Genomic DNA, 21883 nt, shown 5'->3' with positions numbered 1-21883 from the left:
TGTCGTCGAAAACGGGCGGCAGGAATCTATCGGTCCGAAGGATCATGTTGTCGTGTCGCTGTGGTCGTCACGAGCTAGCTGCGGATTCATCGAACAGTTCTGCGATTGACTCCTCGTCGGGGATCCAGCCGACGAACTCACCCCCCTCGAACGGCAGGTCGACGGCAGCGACATAGTTACACAGGCCAACGTAGAAATCGACGAGGAGGCCGAGTGCGACGATCTCCGCCGGCGAATACTGTCGCGAGAGCGCCTCGTGGATCTGGTCGGTGACGGTGCCGGATTCGACGGCTCGAGCGTACTGGAGCAACACGAACTCGGCGTCGTCGAACCCGGAGAGATCATCGCCGCCGATCGCTCGCATTTCCTCGAGCGTGACGCCCTTGTCGCGGGCGATGTCGACGTGCTGGTGCCACTCGTAGCGGGCACCTCGGGCTCGAGCGACAGTGAGGATGACCAGCTCTTTCCGTCTCGCTCCGAGCTGATCGTACAGCGTGTTCAGATACTCCAGGGTGGCCTCGAGCACCTCGGGGTTGTGCGCCCACACGCGGAAAATATGGCGGTCGCCGAGGTAGTCATCGGTGAACAGGTGGTGGTACTCCTCCGGGATGTCGTCCAGTTCGAGCAGGGGTAGTCGTGACATGTGGTTTCGTTCTCACTTCGTGATGCGTCGATATGAGTATTGGTAGCAGTTTACTTTCACGTCCGTACTTATGCGACGATGCCGGCCCCAAGGAATGCGCCTAGGACAACACCGTAGACGACGTGAACAGTCCCAAACATCGTTAGCATGTCTCTATCGGGATCGATTCCGATGACCGTCCGCATCCAGAAGGCCATCCCGCCGACCATGAGGACAATGCCGTAAACGAGGCCGAGGCCCGCAGCAACGACGATCGAGGTGAGTTCGAAGCCGACGAGCGGGACGCCGACAGCGAAGACGACGCCGGCAATGACGCCGTAGATCATATGCAGTGCCATCCCAGGCATTGCGTAGTCTTCGGGATCACCGTCGGCGAACTTCGCGACGAGCCCCGCCGTCGGCGGCGGACCGCCGTCCCCCATCGCCATCATCAATACAGTCATACCGATCGTTGCGACGACGCCGCCGGCCAGACCGGCAAGTATGGTTGCCATGATCTATTGGACGCATGACGGCTACTAAGCCGCGGTGCGGTTGTTTAATTCAGTCGCACACCCGGTCACAGCCTGCATGCACAACCATCCCGCTACCCTTCGGCTCTCGAACAGCGTCGTCCGTGATCGCTCCAACGGATTGGTAACGAAACTACGCACCCGCAATTAGTTATTGTGCGTGTGGGATCGAGGAATCGAGCATGGACGAAGTCGGTTTTCTGGTGATTGGTTCAGGGTCCGGACTCGACGTCGCAAACGCAGCCGCGAATCGCGGTCAGTCGGTCGCAGTCGTCGAAAAAGGACCGCTCGGAGGGACGTGTCTCAACCGCGGGTGCATTCCCTCGAAGATGTTCGACCGAGCCGACGAGTTTCATATCGATGCGAAGGCGCGCGATGTCGGGTTCTCAGAGATCGTCCGTGAAGTCAGCGAGGATGTCGAGGCTGATTCCGAGTCGGTTCGCCGTGGGTTGCGTTCCTCCCCGAAGCACGAACTATACGAGGGCGAAGGGCGATTCGTCGACAACCGGACGGTCGAACTCATCAGTGGCGACGACGAAGGCACCCGTATCCGGGCGGAGACCGTCCTGATCGCTGCTGGCACGCGCCCGTCAATTCCAGATATTAACGGCATCGACGAGGTCGAGTACCTGACCAGTACCGAAGCGCTCCAGTCGGAGACGCCACCGGACCACCTCGTCATCGTCGGCGGCGGGTATATCGCGGCCGAACTCGGCCGGCGCTTGGCGATATCGTCGGCGAGTATCTGCTGAAACACAGCGCGAACCACGAGGCTCAGGCCGTCGCCCGAAACCTCTTTGGAGATGACCTCCAGCCGGTCGACTACACGGCGATGCCGTTTGCGGTGTTCGCTTCCCCGGAAGTCGCCGGTGTCGGTGCACGCGAGGAGACGCTTCGGGACGCTGGTCTAGAGTATGCGACGCGAACGTATCAATACGACCAGACGGCTCGAGGGAGCGCCATGAACGCCGACGGCTTCGTGAAGGTCATCATCGACTTAGATGGAGAGATCCTCGGCTGCCATATCATCGGGCCGGACGCCGCCGACCTCATTCAAGAAGTCGTCGTGGCGATGAAAGCAGGGACAGGAACGGTACAGGACATCCGCGACTCGGTCCACATCCATCCTGCTCTCTCCGAGGTCGTCCAACGGGCGTTTTCTGGACAGTTTTCCCGTGGAAGAAACAGTCGCCACTCTCACTGAGAACGACATATAAATAGCTGCCGAATATTACTTTGGTAGTTATATTTAAATATTAAAATAAATATACTGTTACTATTGATATTTATACGATAGCTTACGGCAGCCGCTGTTAAACCTCAATTTCGGGTACTTAGCGTCTATTTTCAATCAAAATCGTTCGTACCTACGAGTAATAATTCTCCCAAGACATATAATTGACCGTCGAAAGGGCATTTAGTTTGCACACCCGCATGTGGGCTATATGTTACCGGCCGCTACCAGAGACTACAATGTCGAAAACAGCAGTCATAATCCTCGCAGGTACTGACGGACACGCTAACCTCGGTCGTCTCGTAAATGGCCTCGAAACAGCCAAAGAATTTGCTGAGAACAATGACGACGAAGTGGAGCTCATCTTCGACGGTGCCGGGACGCAGTGGATTCCCGAACTCGAAGACGAAGAGAGTGATTATTACGAACTGTATCAATCTGTCCAAGACGATGCAGCAGTCTGTGATTACTGCACCGGGGCGTTTGGAGTCGACGATGCGGTGAACGACGCCGGTGTGGTCCGTCTGGACGACCACGATGGCCATCCCAGTGTTCGATCGCTTGTCGACGACGGGTACGAAGTTATTACGTTCTAAACGGAACGCAACGCGAGTTCCTCGCCCTACCGGGGCGGAGGTGAAGCTCTTCCACCTCGAGTATGAACAACAGAAACTCTCACGAAAAGAATACAGCTCATACTGCTGGACAGAACGACGTGAAGCCGGCCGCACGTATGCGGCCGTCACCTATGGGGACGGCCGCGAATTCGCGACCGGTTTCGTATNGAAGCCGGCCGCACGTATGCGGCCGTCACCTATGGGGACGGCCGCGAATTCGCGACCGGTTTCGTATTGACTTCTGTCCAGTAGTATCAAACAACTCCGAGAAGCAACGCCGTCGCGGTGTCGAGTGCCACGCCGATATGAAGCGCAAGCGCCACAACTTCTTAGGCAACTCTCGACAGACTACGCTCGAGAGTATGATCTCGTCGCGGTCTAAGATCTTGACGCGAGAAGATTGACGAACGGCCATCTAACAGCCGAAATCGCTCAGCGGCAGCGTGGGGAACGTTCCTCTGGGTCTTTGTATGTTGTTATCAGATGCGGTGTTGTATGGCAAGAGTTCATATCGCTGGCGTAGGACTGACACACTTCGGAGTCCATCCCGAACGCACCGGGCGCGACCTGTTCGCTGAGGCTGGAATCTCGATCGCGTCTCGACGGCTGTCGCCGTCGGCGACAGCGTCGTGGGTGCGATCGTGGGATGAACCGTTTTGTCCGGCAGTATGAGTCCGAGCAACGGAGCGCCCGAGGTTCGAGCGGTCAGGGATGGTTCGGTGTTGCAGGGACGTAGAGCGTGTGCAATAGGTGCTCCATACCGAGGATGGCTCCGCACGAATATAAAACAAAATCCAACATATCAGTTAGGAGAGTACGCGCCGGTAACCGTCCGTGAGGTTCACTCGTCACGTTCCCTAACCGGCAATTCGTCGATCAGAACGGTTGCACTCCCGTCGATAACCGTCTCTCCAGTTTCCTTCTCGACTCGAGTTGTGAGACGATATCTGCTTCCATCGACCCGTTCGTCTATCTGTCAACGGGCCGTAACCGTCTCCCCGATGAAGACGGGCCCGTGGAACTCGAGCGATTGGGAGATGTAGATCGTAATTCCCGGGAGCGAGGCGAGAGCGGCACTGATGGGGCCCGAGACGAGTGTTCCATGGACGATTCGCCTACCGAACCGCGTGCGGCTCGCGAACTCTTCGTTGAGATGTAACGCGTTGGTATCGCTTGTCGCCACTGCGAACCGGTTCACATCATCCTCGGAGATCGTCTTCGTTAGCGTTACTTCGTCTCCGACGTTGACGTGATCATCGTGACGGATGTGCAGTTCGAATGTTCCGCCGGCCGACTCCGAGGAGAGCCTCGGCGATTGAACGCCGTCCCGTCGGCCAAACGCCGAGATCGCGCTCTCGGCGAATCGTTGCGGGTTCTTTTCAAACTGCTCTCTGCAGCCTTCCGAACAGAAGTAGTACAGTTGGCCGTCGTACTCGGCCATCACGCTGGTCGTGAGCGGATCGACTTCCATACCGCAGGCGGGATCTGTCACCATAGTATTCTCGTTCGAGAATACGACATGACTCACCTTAGCCAGTTCTCGGTCGTGTACTGAACTCGCACACTCTTTCGAGAAATGGTTACAGACGAACCCTTGTTAGTTGATATCTTAGATGGCTGCCTTAGATGACTATCTTAGACAGCTAAGATAGATAGTGGTCTTCAATCGAGGGCAACAGTCAGTTCTCGCGTTAGTCGGTTGCTGTCCATCGGGCAAGTCCCACTTCGTCTTCGAAGTACGCCTCGAGTGGGAGGTCGCAAGCGGGAACAACTTCGACATGCCGTACTTCACTGCCAACGATGTCCAAGACGAGTTCGATGTCAGTCGACAAACCGCATATAACGCCATCGAGGAGTAGTATCCGACGATGTTCTCGTTGAGACGACTGGCAATCAGCGGAATCAAGAGTACAAAGCGATCGATATTTTCGACATCCTCGAGCGAAGGCCGGATCACTAGCTCGGAGATCGTGGGTGGATTACCGCGACATCGTCGAACGGAACTGCTGTAGGTGTCCTTATTGGTGATACCGCCGTAACAGTAGTTGAGAACATGACGTCTTTATTCAAAACAGGTTGTGAAATTGATGCAGCGTTGCCAAAGAAGACGGATTCCCCTATCATTCCATTCATACTAAGCCCATCCGATAAACCCACAAATCCCACCGATTACTGGTGCAACGGCAAAGAGTAGAAGGTTTAAACGAACAACGATGACCAGCCAGTCGGAGATTGAGCGGCTTAAACTGGAAGCAGACACGATTATGACTCGCTACCAGGAGGTTGAGCAGGCGTTGGAACGAGCACGTAACGAGGATGGTAAACACTGGGAGACGGAAGAAATCGAGATTACACTCGAAACGCCGCATGGCGAGGAGATCGATGTCGCGCTTGATCTCCACGCGAATCCAGCGCGGAACGCTCAAGCGCGATATGACCAGGTCGCCGAACGTGAAGCTGAGCAAGAGCGACGACAGCAAATCGCTGATCAACTGGATCCACTCCCAGCAGATCCGGTTGCGTATCTTATTTGCTATCATCTCAATACCGTCGAAGGGAATTACCCAAAATCGATTGCTGGACACCTTGACGCGGAGCGGAGCCAAGTGAGAACCCTGTGTAAGGAGATGGAACAGTCGGGGTTGCTCGAACGCGTTGAATCTGGAACTGTCAAGCAACGTCGAGTCAAGGCGAAAATGGCTGACGAGGTCCGCCAGCATCACACCTACTACCGGCTGTCACGGGACGAGGATCATCTTCTCCGATTTCTCTCTAAGCGCGAGGGAAAAGTAAACGTCTTGCGACACCTCCCGGATGGAAAAGCGATCGTCCAGCGACTTTCCCGTATCGGTCCGGACTCTCCTCGTACGACTGCTGCAGAGTGGGAGATGGAGTTCGAATATGTGAGACACCACTACCGGTCACTTCGACGCGTGGGACTCGTCACCCAGTGCGATGGTAAGCCGGTCGATGGGGAAGCCAGATCAGCGATGGACCGTACGTACTATGCGACGACAGAGACCGGCGATGATCTGCTCGAATCGGTTGGAAGCGGATGACCTAGTGATTATCAATCTTCCGCACGTTTTCGGACATGAATCACTTTGAAAACGCGACGCCTCATTCCTTCAATCTTATCCGAACACTGCCGGGGAAACTGGCCATAAACTTACTGCTACGGACCCCGACGACGTTGAATACGTATCTGCAGTTACCTCGAGCGCGATGTCCGAGAAATCGGGGAGGGTCGGACGGACGAGCGCGAGCAACAGTAAGTACAGAGCGTGTATGTATGATCAGGTTGGAATGTTCGATTTGATGTATAGTAATGACCACACTATCAGCATAGCACATTAAGGAAACTCGACAGTAAAGTCTCCAGTCGCACTATACTCAGTTCTCCAAAAACCGTCATCCGAAAGCGTGGCCTCGGTTCCAATCCACAGTTCTTGGGGATTCTGTTCGTGAGCTCCAGCAAGAAGAAGATTCGCCCTCACGCTTCCGCGGCCGATATCAGTAGTGTCAGGCATGTCTAAGATGGTCGTCGATGGGTCGTCACCGTCCTGAGAGAGCGTCGCTTTGTATGCATGGGCGTCTTCCCGAAGGGAGATTCCGGCTGGTGAGAAGCCAGCAGTGTATGGTGGAGAGCGAAATTCGAGCCGGAGTGAGTCGAGTCGAATGCCAGCTGGCTGCCACGAAGCCACAAAGAATGGATAGTACTCGCGTTTCTCGTCATCGATGAACTGTTTTTGGAACTGAATTCGAAATACATCCTCGCCGTTCTCGCTAAATGGCAGTATGACACTTCCATCGTCTTCGATCACGTCATCGGCGGTGAGTCGTCTCTCACTCCCCACCGTAGTACACCCAGCTAGGGAGATAGTTATCAATCCGCTTGTAGCGAGATATCGTCGCCGGTTCATGAGATGTTGTGGTCTAAATGTAAGTAAATATCTTCTGATCAATTTTCCCCGAAAAGTTCGCATCTCTACTTACCACGAGCGCGGAGTCCGAGAACTCCGGTAGAGTCGGACAAGATTAGCCCGATCATGGCCTCGAGCACCTCGAAAGAACTAGGTTTCCGACTGCTCTTATCCAGAATGCACGCAACTCGGATGAGATCAATCAGCACCTAGCACCGATGTTGATTCCAACTGATTCACAGCATACATTACGATAATAAATAATCTAAGTGTAATGTATCTCTATACACCGGACGAAATCGATAGAGAGCGTGCCCATCACCAAGCAGTTATCCAGGGTACAAACAGGTTGGACGTCAAACGAATCGGCAATCTTGGCGAGCTCGCATTTGAACAATTCTGTCGAGAATTCCTCCCTGTCGAGATGTGGGAATGGGAAAACGAGGAGGCGATTCGTCGGTGTAACTCAGAGAGTTTCTCTGGACACGACTTCGAGGTTTTCGGGTACGAGATCGATGTAAAAACCTCGAGGGATGTCTCTGCCTTTCAACCGGCAACTCTCCTCGAGAACGATCCAGACGACGATATCATCGTGATGGTCTGGCACCGTGACAACGAAGATGCGCTCATCCTCCTCGGCTGGGAGCGAACTGAGACGCTCAAGTCGAAAGTCAAGACACAGGAGGCGTATTCTGGTGAAAAACCAGAGAAACTCGCCCATCTCGCTGCTAGACCGATGAACGAGTTGCAGGATTTGGGGCCGAATACGGCTCACATGAACCAGAAGCCCCAGAATCCATTCAATCCCGGCGATCGGGTAGTCAAAGCAGAAGATAGCGATGCATCAGTCGCAGTGGTCGTGGAAGTGCTCCCACCAGAACACGACGTCACTCTCTACGGGCAGACAATGGACGGTGAAGCCGTCAGCGTTGCGTTCCCGAATATGCTCGATGACGGTCCCGGGAACTGGCGCGAAATCCATCCAGCGAAGCTCGCCTCTTACTGTGACGATCAGGACATCAAACTCTACACGTACAAGCACACGAATCTCGAGTACGCGGAAAACCCCTTCACGCCGGGCGACTACGTCGTCAAGCCGGATTACGACGATCCGGATCTCGCAGTTGTTCTCGAGGTCTCAAACGACGACGAGCGCGATATCACTGTTTCGTTCTGCAAGCATCTCGAGAAGGAATTCGGTGAGCAGACAGCCATTCAGCCAGCCGACCTCAGTTCACGCTGTGACGAGGCTGGTGTCAAATCGTATTCGTACAAACACGGCGAGCTCAGCTTCGAACATCAGTACTGATCTGTTGTACCACACCCGTCGTCTGCAATAGCAAACGACAATACGGATAGGCAGGTGTCAACATCTCGCGCCGGTCAGACAGCGGTTCGTATCATCAGATTCATCTTATATTTTGAGTATACATTCATACGTGGCCGATCGTACTCATTTGCCGAACTGGGTCACCGCACAGCTCGGCGTAACTATACTCGCACTGGTAAGCAGTCTCCTCGCACTGTTCGTTCTCCTGCCGTATCTGCAGTACGTCCTCTTCGGAATCGTGCTCGCGTATATTATGTTACCTGTACAGCACCGCCTCGAGCAATACGTCAGACCGACAGTCGCAGCGATCGTAGTGGTCGCAACAACTGTACTCGTCGTACTGCTCCCGCTCGTCTACATTGTCACGACTGCGGTTCGACAGTCGTTCCGGCTTGTTCGTGCGATCAGACAGGGACAACCCAACGGTGAGGCGATCGAAGAAATCCTCGGGACGATCGAGGTCAGTCTTGAGAGCAACGGGTATGAGGCCGATCTTGTTGGACTATATGAAGCAAATCAACACCGGATTGCGTCCACTCTCCAAGAGGTAATGCGGGAGATCATTACTGTCGTCGGTGATCTACCCAGAATCTTCATCGGCTTGACCGTCACGCTGTTCGTCCTCTTTGCACTATTGCGAGATGGAGAACAACTCGTCGCATGGCTGCAGTGGGTGTTACCGATCGACGACGAGGTATTGGCAGAACTCCGAACCGGTTTGGATCAGCTCATGTGGGCCTCGATCGTCGGAAACGTCGCCGTCGCGGCCATTCAGGCAGTAATGCTCGGAATTGGACTCGCAATCGCAGGTGTCCCCGCCATCGTTTTCCTCACTGTTGCGACGTTCGTTCTGACACTGCTTCCGCTAGTCGGTGCGTTCGGGATCTGGATTCCGGCAGCAGTCTATTTGATTGCAATGGATAGACCAGCCGCCAGCGCAGCGATGGTCGTGTACGGATTGCTCGTCACGTTTTCGGACTCGTACCTTCGGCCTGCGCTGATCGGGCGCACTAGTGCATTCAATTCTGCCATTATCGTCGTCGGCATCTTCGGTGGTCTCATCATCTTCGGGGCTATTGGGCTCTTTATCGGTCCTGTCGTCCTTGGCGGCGCAAAGCTCACCCTCGATTCGTTCGCTCGAGCACATACGAGTGAGCCGCTTGCCACGGAGAGCGTGGACGAGACTCGTTCAGACGAAGCACTGCAGAAGATTAAGTGAACTATTCACAGCTGCTAGACCCTCGACATTCGACTGATACGGACTCTGTCAGTCAGTTCCGGTGGGACTGCAACCCGCACTGCGGGCCCACCGGGACATCGGGACAGCAGACCGTATGAGGCTGTCTGCTGAACGAAGTATTGTGGAGCGACACGACAGACCTTCGTCCGCTTTGACCACCAACGGTAGCGGGGATTAACTTATCAAGCGTCACAGAGATGTGGGATTGCGAGCTCGATGAACAGACACGAACTTATCGACGTCGCGACAATCTCGATAACCCGGATGCTGCTACGGAATTCCAAGTTCTTTTCCCGGTCCGTCTCCGGCGCTCCGATCGGTGACGTCGTCAGTGGTACCGTGATCGATACCGAAGGAATTCGAACTGGCAGCGTACAAGAAGTCTCTGCATCCACTCCTGTCGGAGAGTTCCAAGCAGCGTATCTCGTCTCCCAGTGGCGAGGACAAGACGCACCGACCCTGCTATATCATCACGGAAGTGGCGAGCAGCCGTTCAACGTCGGGCGGTTCAGTTCGAACTCGTTTCACCGCATCTTCGGGACGAACGCTGACCGAAACGTCAACCTGATTGCGCTCCGAGCACCGTTTCACGACCGCTCGACCAGGGAGTACATACGGGCGATGGGCAACCTCGAAAACTTCATCGGAATGCTCGCCACGTCGGCTGCGCTCATCGAGGCGCTGGTCCGTCAGATACGAGAGATACGCAGTCCTGATATCCTTGCTGCGGGTATCAGCCTTGGCGGCTGGGCTGTCAATCTCCATCGCGCTTACTATGGGAGTGTCGATCGGTACATCCCGATGTTCGCCGGCGCACGCCTCGGTGAAATGTTCGTATCGTCGATCTATCGGAAAGTGACAGCCGAAGTTGCACGAGCGAACCCGGCAGTATTGCGAACGATGCTCGACTTCGAGGAGGCCTTTACCGACGTTACTGCAGACGATTGTGATCCCCTGCTCGCTCGCTACGATCGGATAATCGAGTTCGAGACCCAACGAACTGCATACGAGGGAAGCGATCTTTCGGTTCTGGAAAAAGGGCACGTCACTGGATCGCTTGCAACCGATACACTACGCACTCACATCCAGCAATCGATCGCTAAAACGTATGAATGATCAACACTGCGACAATAGTCGATCATACTTGATTTTCTCACTACCGGAACATCCCTCGGACGGGTTCTTCCTGTTGCTCCTGTGTCTGTTGTAACTGCTGTGCGACCTGTTGTTTCTGGCGCTGAATCTCCTCCGCCTGCTCGCGGAGTTCGGTAGTATCAATATCGAATTCGACGAGCGGCTCAAGCGCCGTCTCGATCACGGACTGTGCCGCGGCCGGATCCGGGAGACGCGGATCCGCGCGGACAAGAAGTAATGCTGCCGGAACGTCCGCCTGATAACAGGCATTGATGAGTGCACCGGTCACACCACCGACGGCACCGGAATCCTCCGCAAGTTCGATCTCGGCGTCCTCGAGGTCCGCCTTCAACGTCTCGGTCGTCGCGACGCCGATGACATCGCCTTGCTGTTCCTCGGACTGGGCCGGCGCACCAGCAAGGAAGATCGCCCGGCTGAAGTCGTCGACCAGTTCCTCTAGAACGCACTGACTCAGATCGCCGAACGCGTTTTCCGGGATTGGGACATCACTCTGCAGCGTCATAATATCCGGATCAGTTCCGCCATAGACGCGTACTGTATCCTGAACCATCCCGTCCGTGAACGATGCCACAGGCGGAAAAGAATCCGACCGAATCGACCCATACTCCTCGAGTCCAAGTTGATCTGTGATTTGATCGACGGCGATCGACGCAACCAACCCGTGACCCGGCAACCCTTCGATCAGCGTCGGTGACTCCGCATCAAGCTCGGCCGACCGGTGAAATGACACGTTAGATGTATCTGGCATGATCCTTGTCGGACTACACCGACCCGTTACATATGCATACGGGGCGTGCCACGTTCGAGTCTCCCCAAGTGTGCTCTATCATCAAAAGCGGGTCTGCGCTGCTCCGGTCCCGAATAGAGTTGAAACGCGGTGTTCATTACACCCGAGAAAGGGGTTCGATCTCTCAGATTACTCCTTGAAAACCCCTATATCGCTAGATTAGCACGATATACAGACTTATTGTCGTCTACTAGAATCTATGCGTCGTGTCAATCAAGCGGTCGAAACCGATCGATCGGCTGTACGAGGAAGTAGCCGAGTACGATCTCGTCATTGTCCCTGACGCCCCGTTAGCGAGTGCACTCAACCGACGCCTCGAGCATCCTCATTTCGGCCCGTTCGCGATCACACCACGGCGACTCGCTGCCAGACGTCGAGAAACGGCCGAAGACCGACTGGCCTTCCTCGAGGTCATCAGCCAAACCGATCTCAGCTGGAAGCAGGCGTCCTATGCGATCGGGAACGTGCTCCAGTGCTGGGAGTATCAGGGCAGCCCCGATGCAATTCTCGAGTACGATGCGTTCGATACGCCAGCAACACAGACTGTCGTCGACAGCATCAAATCACTCGAAACGACGTCGCGAACGCTCACTGACTATCAGATCGACCGCGAGGAGGACGACTCAGTTGCCGTCATCGGCGAACAACAACTGACGAATCTCGAGCGATCGATTCTTCCCGCCGAATACGACGCTGTCGACCGCTTCTGTGACGACTCGTTCGAGCTACCTCCGATCCGAATCTTTGACTCGCCAGCAGCAATCGTTGATGCCGTCCTCGATACCGTCACCCCAGCGAACGCCGACGATATTGCAGTCGTTCTCGATGCGAGTAGTGAGTATTCGCCACTCATCGAGTCCGCCTTCGACGCCACAGCGATCCCATACTACGGTGGCCCCACGTTCACCGACGATCAAGATCACCGAGCCGTCATCCAGCTTCTCCGGAGCACGATTGCGGGATCCGATACCCGCCTCAAGAGTGTGAAACCGCTCCTAACCCGTCTCGGAATGACCATCGATGTCGATCACGACGAAAAGCGGCTTTTCGAGGTCGACGATCCCGAACTCGAATGGCTTCGAGATTTCTGCGATCGGGCAGCAGCGCTCACGATCGGTGACGCGCTAACCGCCTACGAAAACCGCGCCGAATGTACGCTCGAGACGTTTCGCGAGGAGGTCGATCATCTCGGACTCCTCACCGAACCGATCACCGAAGAGACCATTGATCGACTCACGTTCTATCTCGAGACCTACGACGTCCCGATCGACCGAGAAAACGAGGGCGTCTTGCTGGCCGACGCGAAATCAGCGTCGTTTGTCGATCGGCCAGTCGTCTTCTACCTCGGCCTTGACGAAAGTTGGACGCACACGTCACCAGAGCGACCATGGGTCGATCATGACGAGGAATTCGAGCGGAACCTCGACCAGTTCCAGTCGCTGCTCCAGAGTGGTGTCGACCAATACTATCTCGTCCAGGACACTGCCGGTGGGACACCCGTAACGCCGTGTCTGTACTTCGAAGACCTCCTCGAAACCGAGTTCGAGCGTTTCAGTGATTTCGACTCGATTCGCTACGCACGGACGTTTCGGTCGACAGGCGCAGGATTCGACAAAGAACCAATCAACGTCGAGACCGAGCCAGAGACGACACTCAGCCAGTCGAGTCTCAATTCATACGCGAACTGCCCTCGAGACTACTTCTTTGGACGGCTCGTCGACAACCCAGACAAGGACCACTTCGTCGAGGGGAACCTCTTCCACGACTTCGCAGAGTTCGTCGTCAACCATCCCGCGTTCGTCGACGACACTGTCATCGAGGAGGTCGTCGACGTCATGATCGAGGAAACACGGGCGTTCCACCGTGACGTCGATCTGGCCACCCGACGAACGACGTACCGTGTCGGTCTCGAGACGATCGTCGACTACCTCGAGAGGAATGCGCCATCGGATACTGACTTCCTCACACCGACGAGTGGCAGTGACAACGTCTTCGCGATATACTTCGACCGACCGGTCGACTCCCCAGCGACCGAACGATGGTTCGAGGACGTCGACCGCGAGATCAACGGGAAGATCGACCTCGTACAGTCGCCGACACAGCTGGTCGACTTCAAAAGTGGCAGCAAGAAATCACCGTCGCAGGTAATCAAACGCGCAGCGATCGATCCGCCAAGCGATCGTCCGAACTTCCAGGCGTTGCTCTATCTCACCTACTACCGGAGCCAACGGCCGAACGAACAGCTCGAGTTTACCTTCTTCCACTTCCTCGAGACGCTCGATGACGTCGTCACAGGCGAGGGGACTCTCGATGACTGCCTGACGACGGTCACGTACCGTCCGATCCCGTTCGACGAATTCGTTCAGTCACGAGCCGTCTTCGACGAACTCCGCGAAGCGGCACCGAACGATTGCAACAAGACGTTCTCGAAGACAAGCTACGAGAACTATCGGGCAGCGTTCGACGCGCACCAACCTCCCAGAACGCGAGATGCAGATGAGATGGCCGAGTCACCGTTCGGCAACGCACTTCTCGAGCGGATGATCGAGGCCGTCGGCGATTACAAATACGTCACAAATGGTTGCATGCAGGCATTCAGACACCTGTGTGGCTACCGCAAAGAGGGCTATTTCGTCGAGGATCTCGACGAATTCGAGCGATTCATCGATGACCAACTCGAGGAACTAAACCGATATCGCCGCGGCGAGTCCCGGTTCCCCGTCGAGGGACGAGCAGGTGAGCCGAACTACCGATATGTGGACAATCGAGATATGATTCTGACGACAGAGCGTGCCACCGATGAAACGGCCGACGAGACCGAGGTGAGTCGATGACAGCACCGAACCCGAAACAGCGTGAACTCATCGAGAGCACAGAGGGGCTGTATCTCGTCGATGCCGGCGCTGGGACTGGCAAGACGTTCACAGTCACCCGTCGCTACGCGAATATCGTCTCCCAGAACGACGTAGAGCCGGATGACGTCCTGTTGATCACCTTCACCCGCAACGCAGCGACGGAGATGAAAGACCGCATCGTCGCCAACTGCGACTACGATATGCGGGCGCTAAAGGACGCACCAATCCAGACCTTTCATAGCCTCTGTAACGATATCCTCGAGCAACACGGCTTCCATGCGCCCACACATCTCGGGATCGACGATGCAATCACTGGCTCAACGCAGATCCTTGAGAACGAGACGATCGAGCGTGAGTACTTCGGGGGGTTCATCGACCAGTTCAGCGACGACCATTCAGAATACGACGATCTGTTCCGGAGTCTCTCGGAGCCGACAGAGCTGTTGAATCTCATCAACAACCTCGCAGCCAAAGGCGTCTTCCCGACCGCCGACGGCTGGTATCGTGACAGTAAGAGCCATCTTGAGGGAGACTTCGATGCATTCAAAGACATCTTCGATGAGGTGAATCAGCCTCGGAATGGGGGCAGCAAACAATCGAAACTGCGCTCGAAACTCGGCCGATACGGCAAGAACAAATGCTACCTTCCGGACGCTCCCGATCGGTCAGAATTGCGTGACCCACGTGGCACGAAGGCGGTTCCCGACGAGGTTGCCGAACGCGCCTTCGATGAAGACCGCAAGCACCTCATCGGATTCATTCACGATATCTATATTGAGTACCTCGAGTTCGCGCTCCGCCGGAACTACCTGAACTTCTCGTTCCTCCAGCTCTTCACGTTCGTCCTCCTCTGTGAGGACGACGACCTTCGCGAGTCGCTTGCGTTCGAGTACGTGATGATCGACGAGTTTCAGGACTCGAGTGAGATCCAGTTCAAACTCTCACTCTTGCTCGCTGGAACGGACAATATCTGCGTCGTTGGCGACTGGAAGCAGAGTATCTACTCCTTCCAGTATGCCGCGATCGAGAACATCACCGAATTCGACTCCCGTCTCGAGCGATTCACGACCGACCTGAACGATGACGCCGAACGCGTTTCGTTCCCGGTCGAGCCGATAACCAGAATCGAACTCGAGGAGAACTACCGGTCGACCCAGGAGATCCTCGATTTCTCGGAACACGCGCTTGTAACCCCAGCGAGTCGCCGCGAATCGATCGACCGAGAGTCGATACTCGAGCAGGTTGTCTCACTGTCGTCGAACACCGAACACGAACACTCACGGATCGAAGCGTTCCAGCACGACGATGAACACGAGGCGATCCTGACGAAGGTTCAGGAGATCGTCGGGAACGACGCCTACGCAGTCGAGGACGATGGTGAGCTTCGCACTCCAGAGTATGGCGACATCGCAGTGTTGACTCGCACACGTGACTTCGGTCGGGACTTGCTGTCTGTCGCCGAGGAGTACGACCTGCCGATGGCGTACGAGGGTGGCATTGAACTCTTCCGAACCGATCAGGCCAAACTCCTGCTTGCCTGGTTGCGTATCCTCGAGACCAATGCCGACAGAGGCTGGGCAGTCGTCCTCGAGCGTGCTGGCTACACGCTCGATGAGATCGATCACATCCTCGGGCATGAGTCCTATCCCGAGAACATGGCAGCGTTCCGTAGGGAGCTCGCAGCACTCGAGACCACGAACGCCATTACACGACAGGTCTTCGATCGCTACGGATACGACGGGCCGACAGCCGACGTCATTCTCACCACGATTCAGTCCGTCTACAGTACGACGACGATGACGCTTGGTGATCTGATCCGCTTCATCGAACAGGGGATCGAATCGGGACATACCGAGGAAGTCCACGCTGCAGCAGGGACCAACGCGATCACCGTCCAGACGATCCACTCGGTCAAGGGACTCGAGCATCCGATCGTGATCCTCGGAAATATGAACAGTGGGAAGTTCCCGCCTGCTGGCGGACGAGATGGGACGATCACGTACTCCGAACTCACCGGACTCCGCCAGCGCAAGTGCTATGCCGAAGCCCACGGCGACCCCCACATCTACGACAACTGGCGGACCGACGTCCTGAGACGGTGTCAGCCAACGGAAGCCGACGAAGAACGCAGGTTACTCTACGTCGCGATGACGCGGGCAAAAGACCACCTGCTGTTTTCGGCTGGCGACGATCCGAACACGTTCCTCGAGGAGTTGCCTGTCGACATTATCCCACTCGAGCCAGCAGTTGATATTGATCGTGTCGGAGACACTGTCCAGTCACAACTGACCGTGTCGATCCCACAGCCAAACGGTCCTGACGGATACTCACCTCATTCACTGATGAGTGATGAGATCTACGAGGACGTGGGTCAGGGAAGGGGGAAAGAGTTTGGCTCAGCAGCCCATGAGTTCGCAGAACAGTACGTCCTCGAAGATGACGTTGCCCCTCGAAACGACGATGAGCGGAATATCAAGGAACTCCTCGATTCGCTCGAGGGGACCCCCAGAGTCGAAGAACAGGTGTATCTGCCGCTCGAGATCGACGGCGATCAGGTGACGATCTCCGGGGTTGTCGACCTCGTCCATGTGACATCCGACCGAGCGGAGATCATCGATTACAAGACAGATCAGGGACGTCACGCAGAGTCGGAATATCGAACGCAGCTCAGCGTGTACTATCATGCACTCGATGCGTGGTTCGAGAGTCGAGACGTGAGCGCCTCGATTTATTATTCGGCGAGAGACAGCCGGGTCGAGATTGAACCGCTCTCGAAGGACGATCTCGCAGACCTTCTCGAAATTCGAGCATAGCAACGAGGAACCGCCTCGAAAGCTGACTCTGGTCAAACGTGACGAGTCGGTTTTTCTGTGCCTGGGTGTTTGGGACGCCTACTTGTGGGCCTTGAAGCGACGAATGAGGGGGCCGAGGAGTTTGAGCCGGAAGGTACTATGTACACCCACTGTATAATAATTTGATACGGTTATGGGGGTGGGCATTGTCGCTATGACAATCGCTTGTCTCTCCCGCTCGCCGGTGTACACCGACTTGGTCATCCGCGCATAATCGGTGGTCGCTGCAGCGCTCCTTCACGACGTGTTCAACGGTTCTGCCGGGCTCGTTGTCGAATATGCACCTGCGGATAGCCTTGCCCTCGAGGAGTTGGTCGCAAGTCCTGTCGGTGCTGCTGGCGTGCTCGCGTTTGGCCTCACTGCGGTCGGGATCGCTATTTTCGATACGCCCCTCCAGACACGGAGGAGCCTCTCCAGTTGATCCCATCAAATAACCTATCCTGTCCGTTCACGGATGTGATTACTGGTCGAGACCTGAATATCGAGCTTCTCGGTGTTGCGAATCCAGCCAAGGTAGTCCTGAAGCCGATCCGCCGCTTGGAGGGCAGAGATCGTATCGTAGTCTGCCCGTAATTCGTCGTTCGTAAACACTGCGTGGATCTGCTTGTGGCACGGGCGGCACAGCATTACTGTCGGACTTTCTGCTCGCTCTTCGGGCCGAAGATGGTGCTCCTGGACGACCTGTGGATCTCTGAGTTTCTCATCAGGGATGATACGCCGACAGAGCTCACATGTGGTCGGCATTATCGAACTTACGGACGGCGCGATCAAAACAACTCGGGCTCACTGAGTTAGGTTGCTGAATCCACGTGTCGGAGTATGGAGTTATCACCGTGTCCGCGGATCGGACGACTGATCGATAAATAAAACACTGACATCGTGGCCAGCAACGTGAGTGTTCAATTTCGTCGCCGCCGGCGACTCTCTGACTGTCTCATCGTCAAAGTCTGCCTCAGTGAATACGTTGGTAATCAATCGATTTCCGCAGCGGTTGAACTTCTGGTAGTACGCCTCTGCCCGATAGAATCGATTGAGGGATTCGAGACGCGTGGCAAGCTGGTCGTGGCTGAGATCACTCTCGTTCAGAAACGCCAGCAGCTGGTCGTGTTGGGCAGCCGTCTCGGTGAAAACGATGTTCTAATACTGGCGTTTCTGAGGCTACTGATACGGGTTGTGTTCCGAAAACGCTCGCCCAAGAAGGTCGCTGAACGAGAGCTGTTCGAGATTCTGGTCGAATTGACTATCCAATGTCCCGATTTTCTCGGAGTAGTGGATATAAAATTCACATCAAATGTGATGTTGGATACCAGCCCATAGCCACGTCACGTATTGATACACTCCCAAACACTGATTTATCAGGCCATGGCCATCTCGAATGGCGGGCGGGAACCAACCGGTTAGACAGGGACTTCCACCAACGTTCCCGCTTTCGCTTCTCGCTAAACTGACTATCGCTATCTTCGAGTCCAAACGGTCACATATTCCTGAATCGTAAACCGCACACTGCCGTAGCTGCTCGCCGCCCGGCCACGGGTGTGCCTTCGGCTCCGACGAATACGATGAACTGATCGTCGCCGACGATGGACTCGGGGCATTGGATTGGGGGCTCGAGGACGAGTAGCTCTGATTCTTTTGCCGAAACTGCGGCTACCGACGGTAATGCTGGACATCACGTCGCAAGAGACCTGCTCATCAGCGAAGTACTCGCTGAATATCATGCCGCCCGCAAAGATCAACCTGCATATGCGGTCACCACAACTATTTTCAGCTCGTAAACTACAGGTGGATTTATGGTTTACGAGCCTGGTAATCTGACAATCGACGGAGCGGTCGAACGCGTGATGGACAGCGAACGTCCCGACAGGCGAGACGCCCTAGCGGTGCTAGCCCGACCGGTTGCGGATGCGGTGCGTGCCTACTTCGGTGACGGGATGGCCGATGTCGTTCGAGGAATGCGGGGTCACCGTTCGACGGCGGTCCTTCCGGCATGCGAGTGTGCGGGGGAAGCAGCGTGAACGGAACCCCAAGCGACGGCATCGTCGGCGGAGGAAATAAACGAGAAGCGGATGCGTTCAACGTACGGATGCGAGCGAGCGCTGGTGACGAGCACGTTTCAGGTGCCGAGACGATCGTCGTCCACGACGGTTCCGGTGACACGGAAGACGTGGTCGCGTCGGTCGCTGAGTCGATGGTCGAACGTGCGCTCAAACATCCACGAGGCGATCCGGACGACGTGACGGTGACTGTCGAACGGCTGTCGCGTCAGCTCCGTCGCGTCGAAGCACTCCCCGTGGTCACGGTTGACGTTGCCGATGCTGACGAAGGTCGTCGAGTAGCACAGGAACTCCTCGCGCGTGCTGGCGTTGAGGACGACATACAAACCTGTGGATTCGACGTCATCGAGGGCGATACCGCCAGACGCGGGGCGGCACTGATCGACGCTACCGACGGCTCGCGTCTCGATCCAAAGCCAGCGAGAGGGGTGCGGGCAACCCACATCGGCACGAGCGACGCATGTCGGGACGCGCTTGAGGCTCTGATCACGGAGCACGGGGTCACGTCTGCAGAGACGGTCCGGGAGGCAGTAGTGCTTGCAACCGCCATCGCTCACGCGCCGGGGACACGGGCCGAACTCTGCTGGTCGGACGATCCCGACTACGACGCGGGCTACGTGGCCACCCCAGATGCATACTACCGGTTCCCCGCATTGAAACCGGAGAGCGCGACGGAAGGCGGACGGGCCATCTTTGTCGCTCCGGACGCGCCTGTCGACGAGGTCATCGACTGTCTGGAGACCCAGCCGGTACTCGTCAACGGGGTATCCGGCGGCAGGAAAATCACCGCCGATATGCTCTTCGGAGACGATGGATTCACCTAGCTGTTCGTGTTGAATTGACGCAGTTCGGAATGTCTGCCAGACTCATACGGTCTGCTGTCCCGATGTCCCGGTGGGCCCGCAGTGCGGGTCGCGGGTGCACCGGAACTGACTGACAGTAGTCCGTATCAGAGGATGAACGGTTAGTCCGTAGCATGGACGCTATCGCAGGCGAAAGCAGCGGCGAGGGTCGAGGTGAACTCCCCCGCCCTACTTGCCGCCTTCGGCGACATCTTGAGGGCGGGTAGTTCACTGGCTTGCCACAATCGACGAGACAGGCGAATTCGGATCACTGGCGAATTTACTTTGGACGAAAGTTTAAGCGGCTGCCCACCACAATCACCATACAGAACTGCAATGGCTGGCATTACAGATCCACGGCCACCACTTCCGGAGTGGATTCTCGAGTGCTACGATCGGCTGTGTACGCAGGCGTGTCAGCCAGATATCGGCGAAGACAGTGTTCCGCTGATCGATTACGACGACGCCGTCAATATACTGAGTTCCGATGCAGAGTTGGCACTCGAGCAACGGGACGTCGAGCACGCACTTACGCGCCTCCTCGAACGAGGCTATTTCTACGAAGTCGAAGACGAACTTCGGGTCACCTCCCCAGAAGAGCAGTGTTAACGCCTCTCCGAAGCGCAGACCTGTAGAGATCTGTCAGCACACGATACCGATATCGAGCCACTGCACTCAACTCGAGTCAGTTCGACAGCCCGCCACTCCATTACCGGAATTATCCAGAAGCGATGGCTGCGTTCTGCTAGACCCTCACCCCTACTCTTTGAACACGGACTCGAATCCTTCATTGACGACCTGCTGGACAAGCTCCGCGAATGAGCCACTTCAAGTGGATCGCCCTTGTCGACTGGTTCGCCATTGATCACAACCGAGACGCCCGTTCGTGACTGCACGTACACGAAGCACTTGCGAAGACCACGAACGTTGCGCCGCCATCGGTAGCTGTCCGGATCAGGAACTCCCTCCTCGGAATGATCGATCTCGACGAGCAGCCCCTCGAGAGGATGCTTAGCGTCCACGCGTTGGCTATCACGACCGCTGACGTCTGCCCACGGTCCAGAGCCGCGTCGGTCTCGATAGTCGAAACACAGTTCGGTGTCGTGACTCCAGATGCGAACTGCACCCTTCGTGATGATCGCATCCTTGCCGATGCCCCACTCTCCGATCGCCTCGTCATCAGCTCGTTGCTTGCTTCCTGCGCCAAGTGCTGAGAGGTTGCGCCGCCCTTTGGTTGACTCGAGATCGATACCAGCGCCATCATCGAAGATGAGCGATCGCTCAGGTGAGATGTTAACTAAAACACGGAATGAGTCGGAACTGTCGATGCCGTTTTGGACAACTTCGCGAATCGCGTCTGTGAGATCCGCCAGCTGACCTTCGATCAGATACGTTGCAACCCGCTCGTCAGCGGTCATTGTCGTGGTCTCGTCAGTCGATGGCTGACTAGCTAGCCTCGAGTCAGTCACTTGGTTCGTGGCGAACTCCGAGAGCGTCAGACGTTCTGTCATGGTGTTCACCTATCCAGTATCACTACACTGGGCAGTCATGTTGGAATCGAGTAGACTCAATTTTAATCCGTTACCACGACTGTTCGAGTGAACAACCAGAAATTATGTACCATACTTAGGGTAGTTGGTTATCGAATCCAAAAATATAGTTTGTAAGAGAGTGCTTTAGTAGCCTGCTATCCAAAGAAAAGGTGTAGATGACGAAACAAGCAGATCAGATTGACGAACCGACGACTGACGTACCTGGCATTGGCGATACATTCCCTGAACTGACCGTCGAGACGAGCATGGGTGAGCGCTCGCTGCCCGACGACTACGAGGACAAGTG

General features: G+C 55.8%; 20 protein-coding genes and 2 pseudogenes. 15 read left to right on the top strand and 7 right to left on the bottom strand.

Annotated features, from left to right (window positions below; all coding sequences use genetic code 11):
• Positions 1-67: 67 nt before the first annotated feature.
• Both C476_RS15985 and C476_RS15980 read right to left on the bottom strand, forming a co-directional pair.
• Positions 68-643 (bottom strand): carboxymuconolactone decarboxylase family protein, encoded by a 576-nt coding sequence (locus tag C476_RS15985; RefSeq protein ID WP_008014803.1) that lies wholly within the window; start codon positions 641-643, stop codon positions 68-70.
• Positions 644-711: 68 nt separating this feature from the next.
• The gene (locus tag C476_RS15980; RefSeq protein ID WP_008014801.1) at positions 712-1137 is read right to left on the bottom strand and encodes a hypothetical protein; all 426 of its coding nucleotides are present in this window, start codon (positions 1135-1137) and stop codon (positions 712-714) included.
• 200 nt (positions 1138-1337) lie between these two features.
• Between C476_RS15980 and C476_RS15975 the strand changes: the two are divergent.
• The 3 genes and pseudogenes from C476_RS15975 to C476_RS19485 form a co-directional block, all read left to right on the top strand.
• Positions 1338-2359 (top strand): annotated as a pseudogene (locus C476_RS15975) (FAD-dependent oxidoreductase).
• Between the two features lie 269 nt (positions 2360-2628).
• A complete protein-coding gene (locus C476_RS15970; RefSeq protein ID WP_008014795.1) occupies positions 2629-2985 on the top strand; it encodes a DsrE family protein in 357 nt (118 codons plus the stop codon).
• Positions 2986-3260: 275 nt separating this feature from the next.
• Positions 3261-3465, top strand: a pseudogene (locus C476_RS19485) (RNA-guided endonuclease TnpB family protein); the annotation flags it as partial.
• A gap of 517 nt (positions 3466-3982) precedes the next feature.
• Here the strand turns inward: C476_RS19485 and C476_RS19845 are convergent.
• Positions 3983-4501 (bottom strand): MaoC/PaaZ C-terminal domain-containing protein, encoded by a 519-nt coding sequence (locus tag C476_RS19845; RefSeq protein WP_394295557.1) that lies wholly within the window; start codon positions 4499-4501, stop codon positions 3983-3985.
• Between the two features lie 160 nt (positions 4502-4661).
• On the opposite strand from C476_RS19845, the gene C476_RS19940 reads away from it, so the two are divergent.
• Together C476_RS19940 and C476_RS15960 are read left to right on the top strand one after the other, a co-directional pair.
• Positions 4662-4865 carry a hypothetical protein gene (locus C476_RS19940; RefSeq protein WP_008014792.1) on the top strand — a complete coding sequence of 68 codons (204 nt, stop codon included), beginning with the start codon at positions 4662-4664 and terminating at the stop codon, positions 4863-4865.
• A 354-nt stretch (positions 4866-5219) separates the two neighbouring features.
• The gene (locus tag C476_RS15960; RefSeq protein ID WP_008014790.1) at positions 5220-6065 is read left to right on the top strand and encodes a DUF2250 domain-containing protein; all 846 of its coding nucleotides are present in this window, start codon (positions 5220-5222) and stop codon (positions 6063-6065) included.
• Positions 6066-6359: 294 nt separating this feature from the next.
• Here C476_RS15960 and C476_RS15955 read toward each other — a convergent pair whose 3' ends face one another.
• A complete protein-coding gene (locus C476_RS15955; protein WP_152418237.1) occupies positions 6360-6929 on the bottom strand; it encodes a hypothetical protein in 570 nt (189 codons plus the stop codon).
• 274 nt (positions 6930-7203) lie between these two features.
• On the opposite strand from C476_RS15955, the gene C476_RS15950 reads away from it, so the two are divergent.
• The 3 genes from C476_RS15950 (at position 7204) to C476_RS15940 (ending at position 10615) form a co-directional block, all read left to right on the top strand.
• Positions 7204-8238 carry a hypothetical protein gene (locus C476_RS15950; RefSeq protein ID WP_008014785.1) on the top strand — a complete coding sequence of 345 codons (1035 nt, stop codon included), beginning with the start codon at positions 7204-7206 and terminating at the stop codon, positions 8236-8238.
• Between the two features lie 130 nt (positions 8239-8368).
• Positions 8369-9478, top strand: a complete 1110-nt coding sequence (locus C476_RS15945) for an AI-2E family transporter (protein WP_049911995.1) — start codon at positions 8369-8371, stop codon at positions 9476-9478.
• A gap of 237 nt (positions 9479-9715) precedes the next feature.
• Positions 9716-10615, top strand: coding sequence for a hypothetical protein (locus C476_RS15940; protein WP_008014780.1), 900 nt, complete (start codon positions 9716-9718; stop codon positions 10613-10615).
• A gap of 40 nt (positions 10616-10655) precedes the next feature.
• On the opposite strand, the gene C476_RS15935 is transcribed toward C476_RS15940, so the two are convergent.
• Positions 10656-11402, bottom strand: coding sequence for a proteasome assembly chaperone family protein (locus C476_RS15935; RefSeq protein WP_049911994.1), 747 nt, complete (start codon positions 11400-11402; stop codon positions 10656-10658).
• A gap of 245 nt (positions 11403-11647) precedes the next feature.
• Here C476_RS15935 and C476_RS15930 point away from each other — a divergent pair, with 245 nt between their 5' ends.
• The 3 genes from C476_RS15930 (at position 11648) to C476_RS15920 (ending at position 17569) form a co-directional block, all read left to right on the top strand.
• Positions 11648-14275, top strand: coding sequence for a PD-(D/E)XK nuclease family protein (locus C476_RS15930; RefSeq protein WP_008014776.1), 2628 nt, complete (start codon positions 11648-11650; stop codon positions 14273-14275).
• Entirely contained in the window at positions 14272-17109 is a 2838-nt protein-coding gene (locus C476_RS15925) for a UvrD-helicase domain-containing protein (RefSeq protein WP_008014774.1), read from the top strand. Before C476_RS15930 ends, C476_RS15925 begins: the two co-directional genes overlap by 4 nt.
• Positions 17110-17365: 256 nt before the next feature.
• The gene (locus tag C476_RS15920) at positions 17366-17569 is read left to right on the top strand and encodes a hypothetical protein (RefSeq protein WP_008014772.1); all 204 of its coding nucleotides are present in this window, start codon (positions 17366-17368) and stop codon (positions 17567-17569) included.
• A gap of 14 nt (positions 17570-17583) precedes the next feature.
• Here the strand turns inward: C476_RS15920 and C476_RS15915 are convergent, their stop codons facing one another.
• Positions 17584-17892 carry a hypothetical protein gene (locus C476_RS15915; protein ID WP_008014771.1) on the bottom strand — a complete coding sequence of 103 codons (309 nt, stop codon included), beginning with the start codon at positions 17890-17892 and terminating at the stop codon, positions 17584-17586.
• A gap of 135 nt (positions 17893-18027) precedes the next feature.
• Here C476_RS15915 and C476_RS15910 point away from each other — a divergent pair, with 135 nt between their 5' ends.
• The 4 genes from C476_RS15910 to C476_RS15895 all read left to right on the top strand — a co-directional run bounded on the left by C476_RS15910 (position 18028) and on the right by C476_RS15895 (position 20653).
• Entirely contained in the window at positions 18028-18465 is a 438-nt protein-coding gene (locus C476_RS15910; RefSeq protein ID WP_008014769.1) for a hypothetical protein, read from the top strand.
• A gap of 473 nt (positions 18466-18938) precedes the next feature.
• Positions 18939-19163 carry a hypothetical protein gene (locus C476_RS19150; RefSeq protein ID WP_008014767.1) on the top strand — a complete coding sequence of 75 codons (225 nt, stop codon included), beginning with the start codon at positions 18939-18941 and terminating at the stop codon, positions 19161-19163.
• Positions 19160-20026, top strand: a complete 867-nt coding sequence (locus C476_RS15900) for a 6-carboxyhexanoate--CoA ligase (protein WP_008014765.1) — start codon at positions 19160-19162, stop codon at positions 20024-20026. The genes C476_RS19150 and C476_RS15900 overlap by 4 nt, the downstream gene beginning before the upstream one ends.
• A 354-nt stretch (positions 20027-20380) precedes the next feature.
• Positions 20381-20653 carry a hypothetical protein gene (locus tag C476_RS15895; protein WP_008014762.1) on the top strand — a complete coding sequence of 91 codons (273 nt, stop codon included), beginning with the start codon at positions 20381-20383 and terminating at the stop codon, positions 20651-20653.
• Here the strand turns inward: C476_RS15895 and C476_RS15890 are convergent.
• Positions 20650-21462 (bottom strand): hypothetical protein, encoded by an 813-nt coding sequence (locus C476_RS15890; protein ID WP_008014761.1) that lies wholly within the window; start codon positions 21460-21462, stop codon positions 20650-20652. The genes C476_RS15895 and C476_RS15890 overlap by 4 nt on opposite strands.
• Positions 21463-21883 lie beyond the last annotated feature (421 nt).

It is taken from the genome of Natrinema limicola JCM 13563 (assembly GCF_000337475.1).
Lineage (GTDB): Archaea > Halobacteriota > Halobacteria > Halobacteriales > Natrialbaceae > Natrinema > Natrinema limicola.
Note: the sequence above shows the minus strand (reverse complement) of the source record. Positions and strands in the feature narration are given on the sequence as shown.

What these genes read in the sequence shown, in the direction of transcription:
- C476_RS15985 (WP_008014803.1), bottom strand. Translation starts at nt 643, where the DNA reads ATGTCACGACTACCCCTGCTCGAACTGGACGACATCCCGGAGGAGTAC.
- C476_RS15980 (WP_008014801.1), bottom strand. Translation starts at nt 1,137, where the DNA reads ATGGCAACCATACTTGCCGGTCTGGCCGGCGGCGTCGTCGCAACGATC.
- C476_RS15970 (WP_008014795.1), top strand. Translation starts at nt 2,629, where the DNA reads ATGTCGAAAACAGCAGTCATAATCCTCGCAGGTACTGACGGACACGCT.
- C476_RS19845 (WP_394295557.1), bottom strand. Translation starts at nt 4,501, where the DNA reads ATGGTGACAGATCCCGCCTGCGGTATGGAAGTCGATCCGCTCACGACC.
- C476_RS15960 (WP_008014790.1), top strand. Translation starts at nt 5,220, where the DNA reads ATGACCAGCCAGTCGGAGATTGAGCGGCTTAAACTGGAAGCAGACACG.
- C476_RS15955 (WP_152418237.1), bottom strand. Translation starts at nt 6,929, where the DNA reads ATGAACCGGCGACGATATCTCGCTACAAGCGGATTGATAACTATCTCC.
- C476_RS15950 (WP_008014785.1), top strand. Translation starts at nt 7,204, where the DNA reads ATGTATCTCTATACACCGGACGAAATCGATAGAGAGCGTGCCCATCAC.
- C476_RS15940 (WP_008014780.1), top strand. Translation starts at nt 9,716, where the DNA reads ATGAACAGACACGAACTTATCGACGTCGCGACAATCTCGATAACCCGG.
- C476_RS15935 (WP_049911994.1), bottom strand. Translation starts at nt 11,402, where the DNA reads ATGCCAGATACATCTAACGTGTCATTTCACCGGTCGGCCGAGCTTGAT.
- C476_RS15925 (WP_008014774.1), top strand. Translation starts at nt 14,272, where the DNA reads ATGACAGCACCGAACCCGAAACAGCGTGAACTCATCGAGAGCACAGAG.
- C476_RS15915 (WP_008014771.1), bottom strand. Translation starts at nt 17,892, where the DNA reads ATGCCGACCACATGTGAGCTCTGTCGGCGTATCATCCCTGATGAGAAA.
- C476_RS19150 (WP_008014767.1), top strand. Translation starts at nt 18,939, where the DNA reads ATGGTTTACGAGCCTGGTAATCTGACAATCGACGGAGCGGTCGAACGC.
- C476_RS15895 (WP_008014762.1), top strand. Translation starts at nt 20,381, where the DNA reads ATGGCTGGCATTACAGATCCACGGCCACCACTTCCGGAGTGGATTCTC.
- C476_RS15890 (WP_008014761.1), bottom strand. Translation starts at nt 21,462, where the DNA reads ATGACCGCTGACGAGCGGGTTGCAACGTATCTGATCGAAGGTCAGCTG.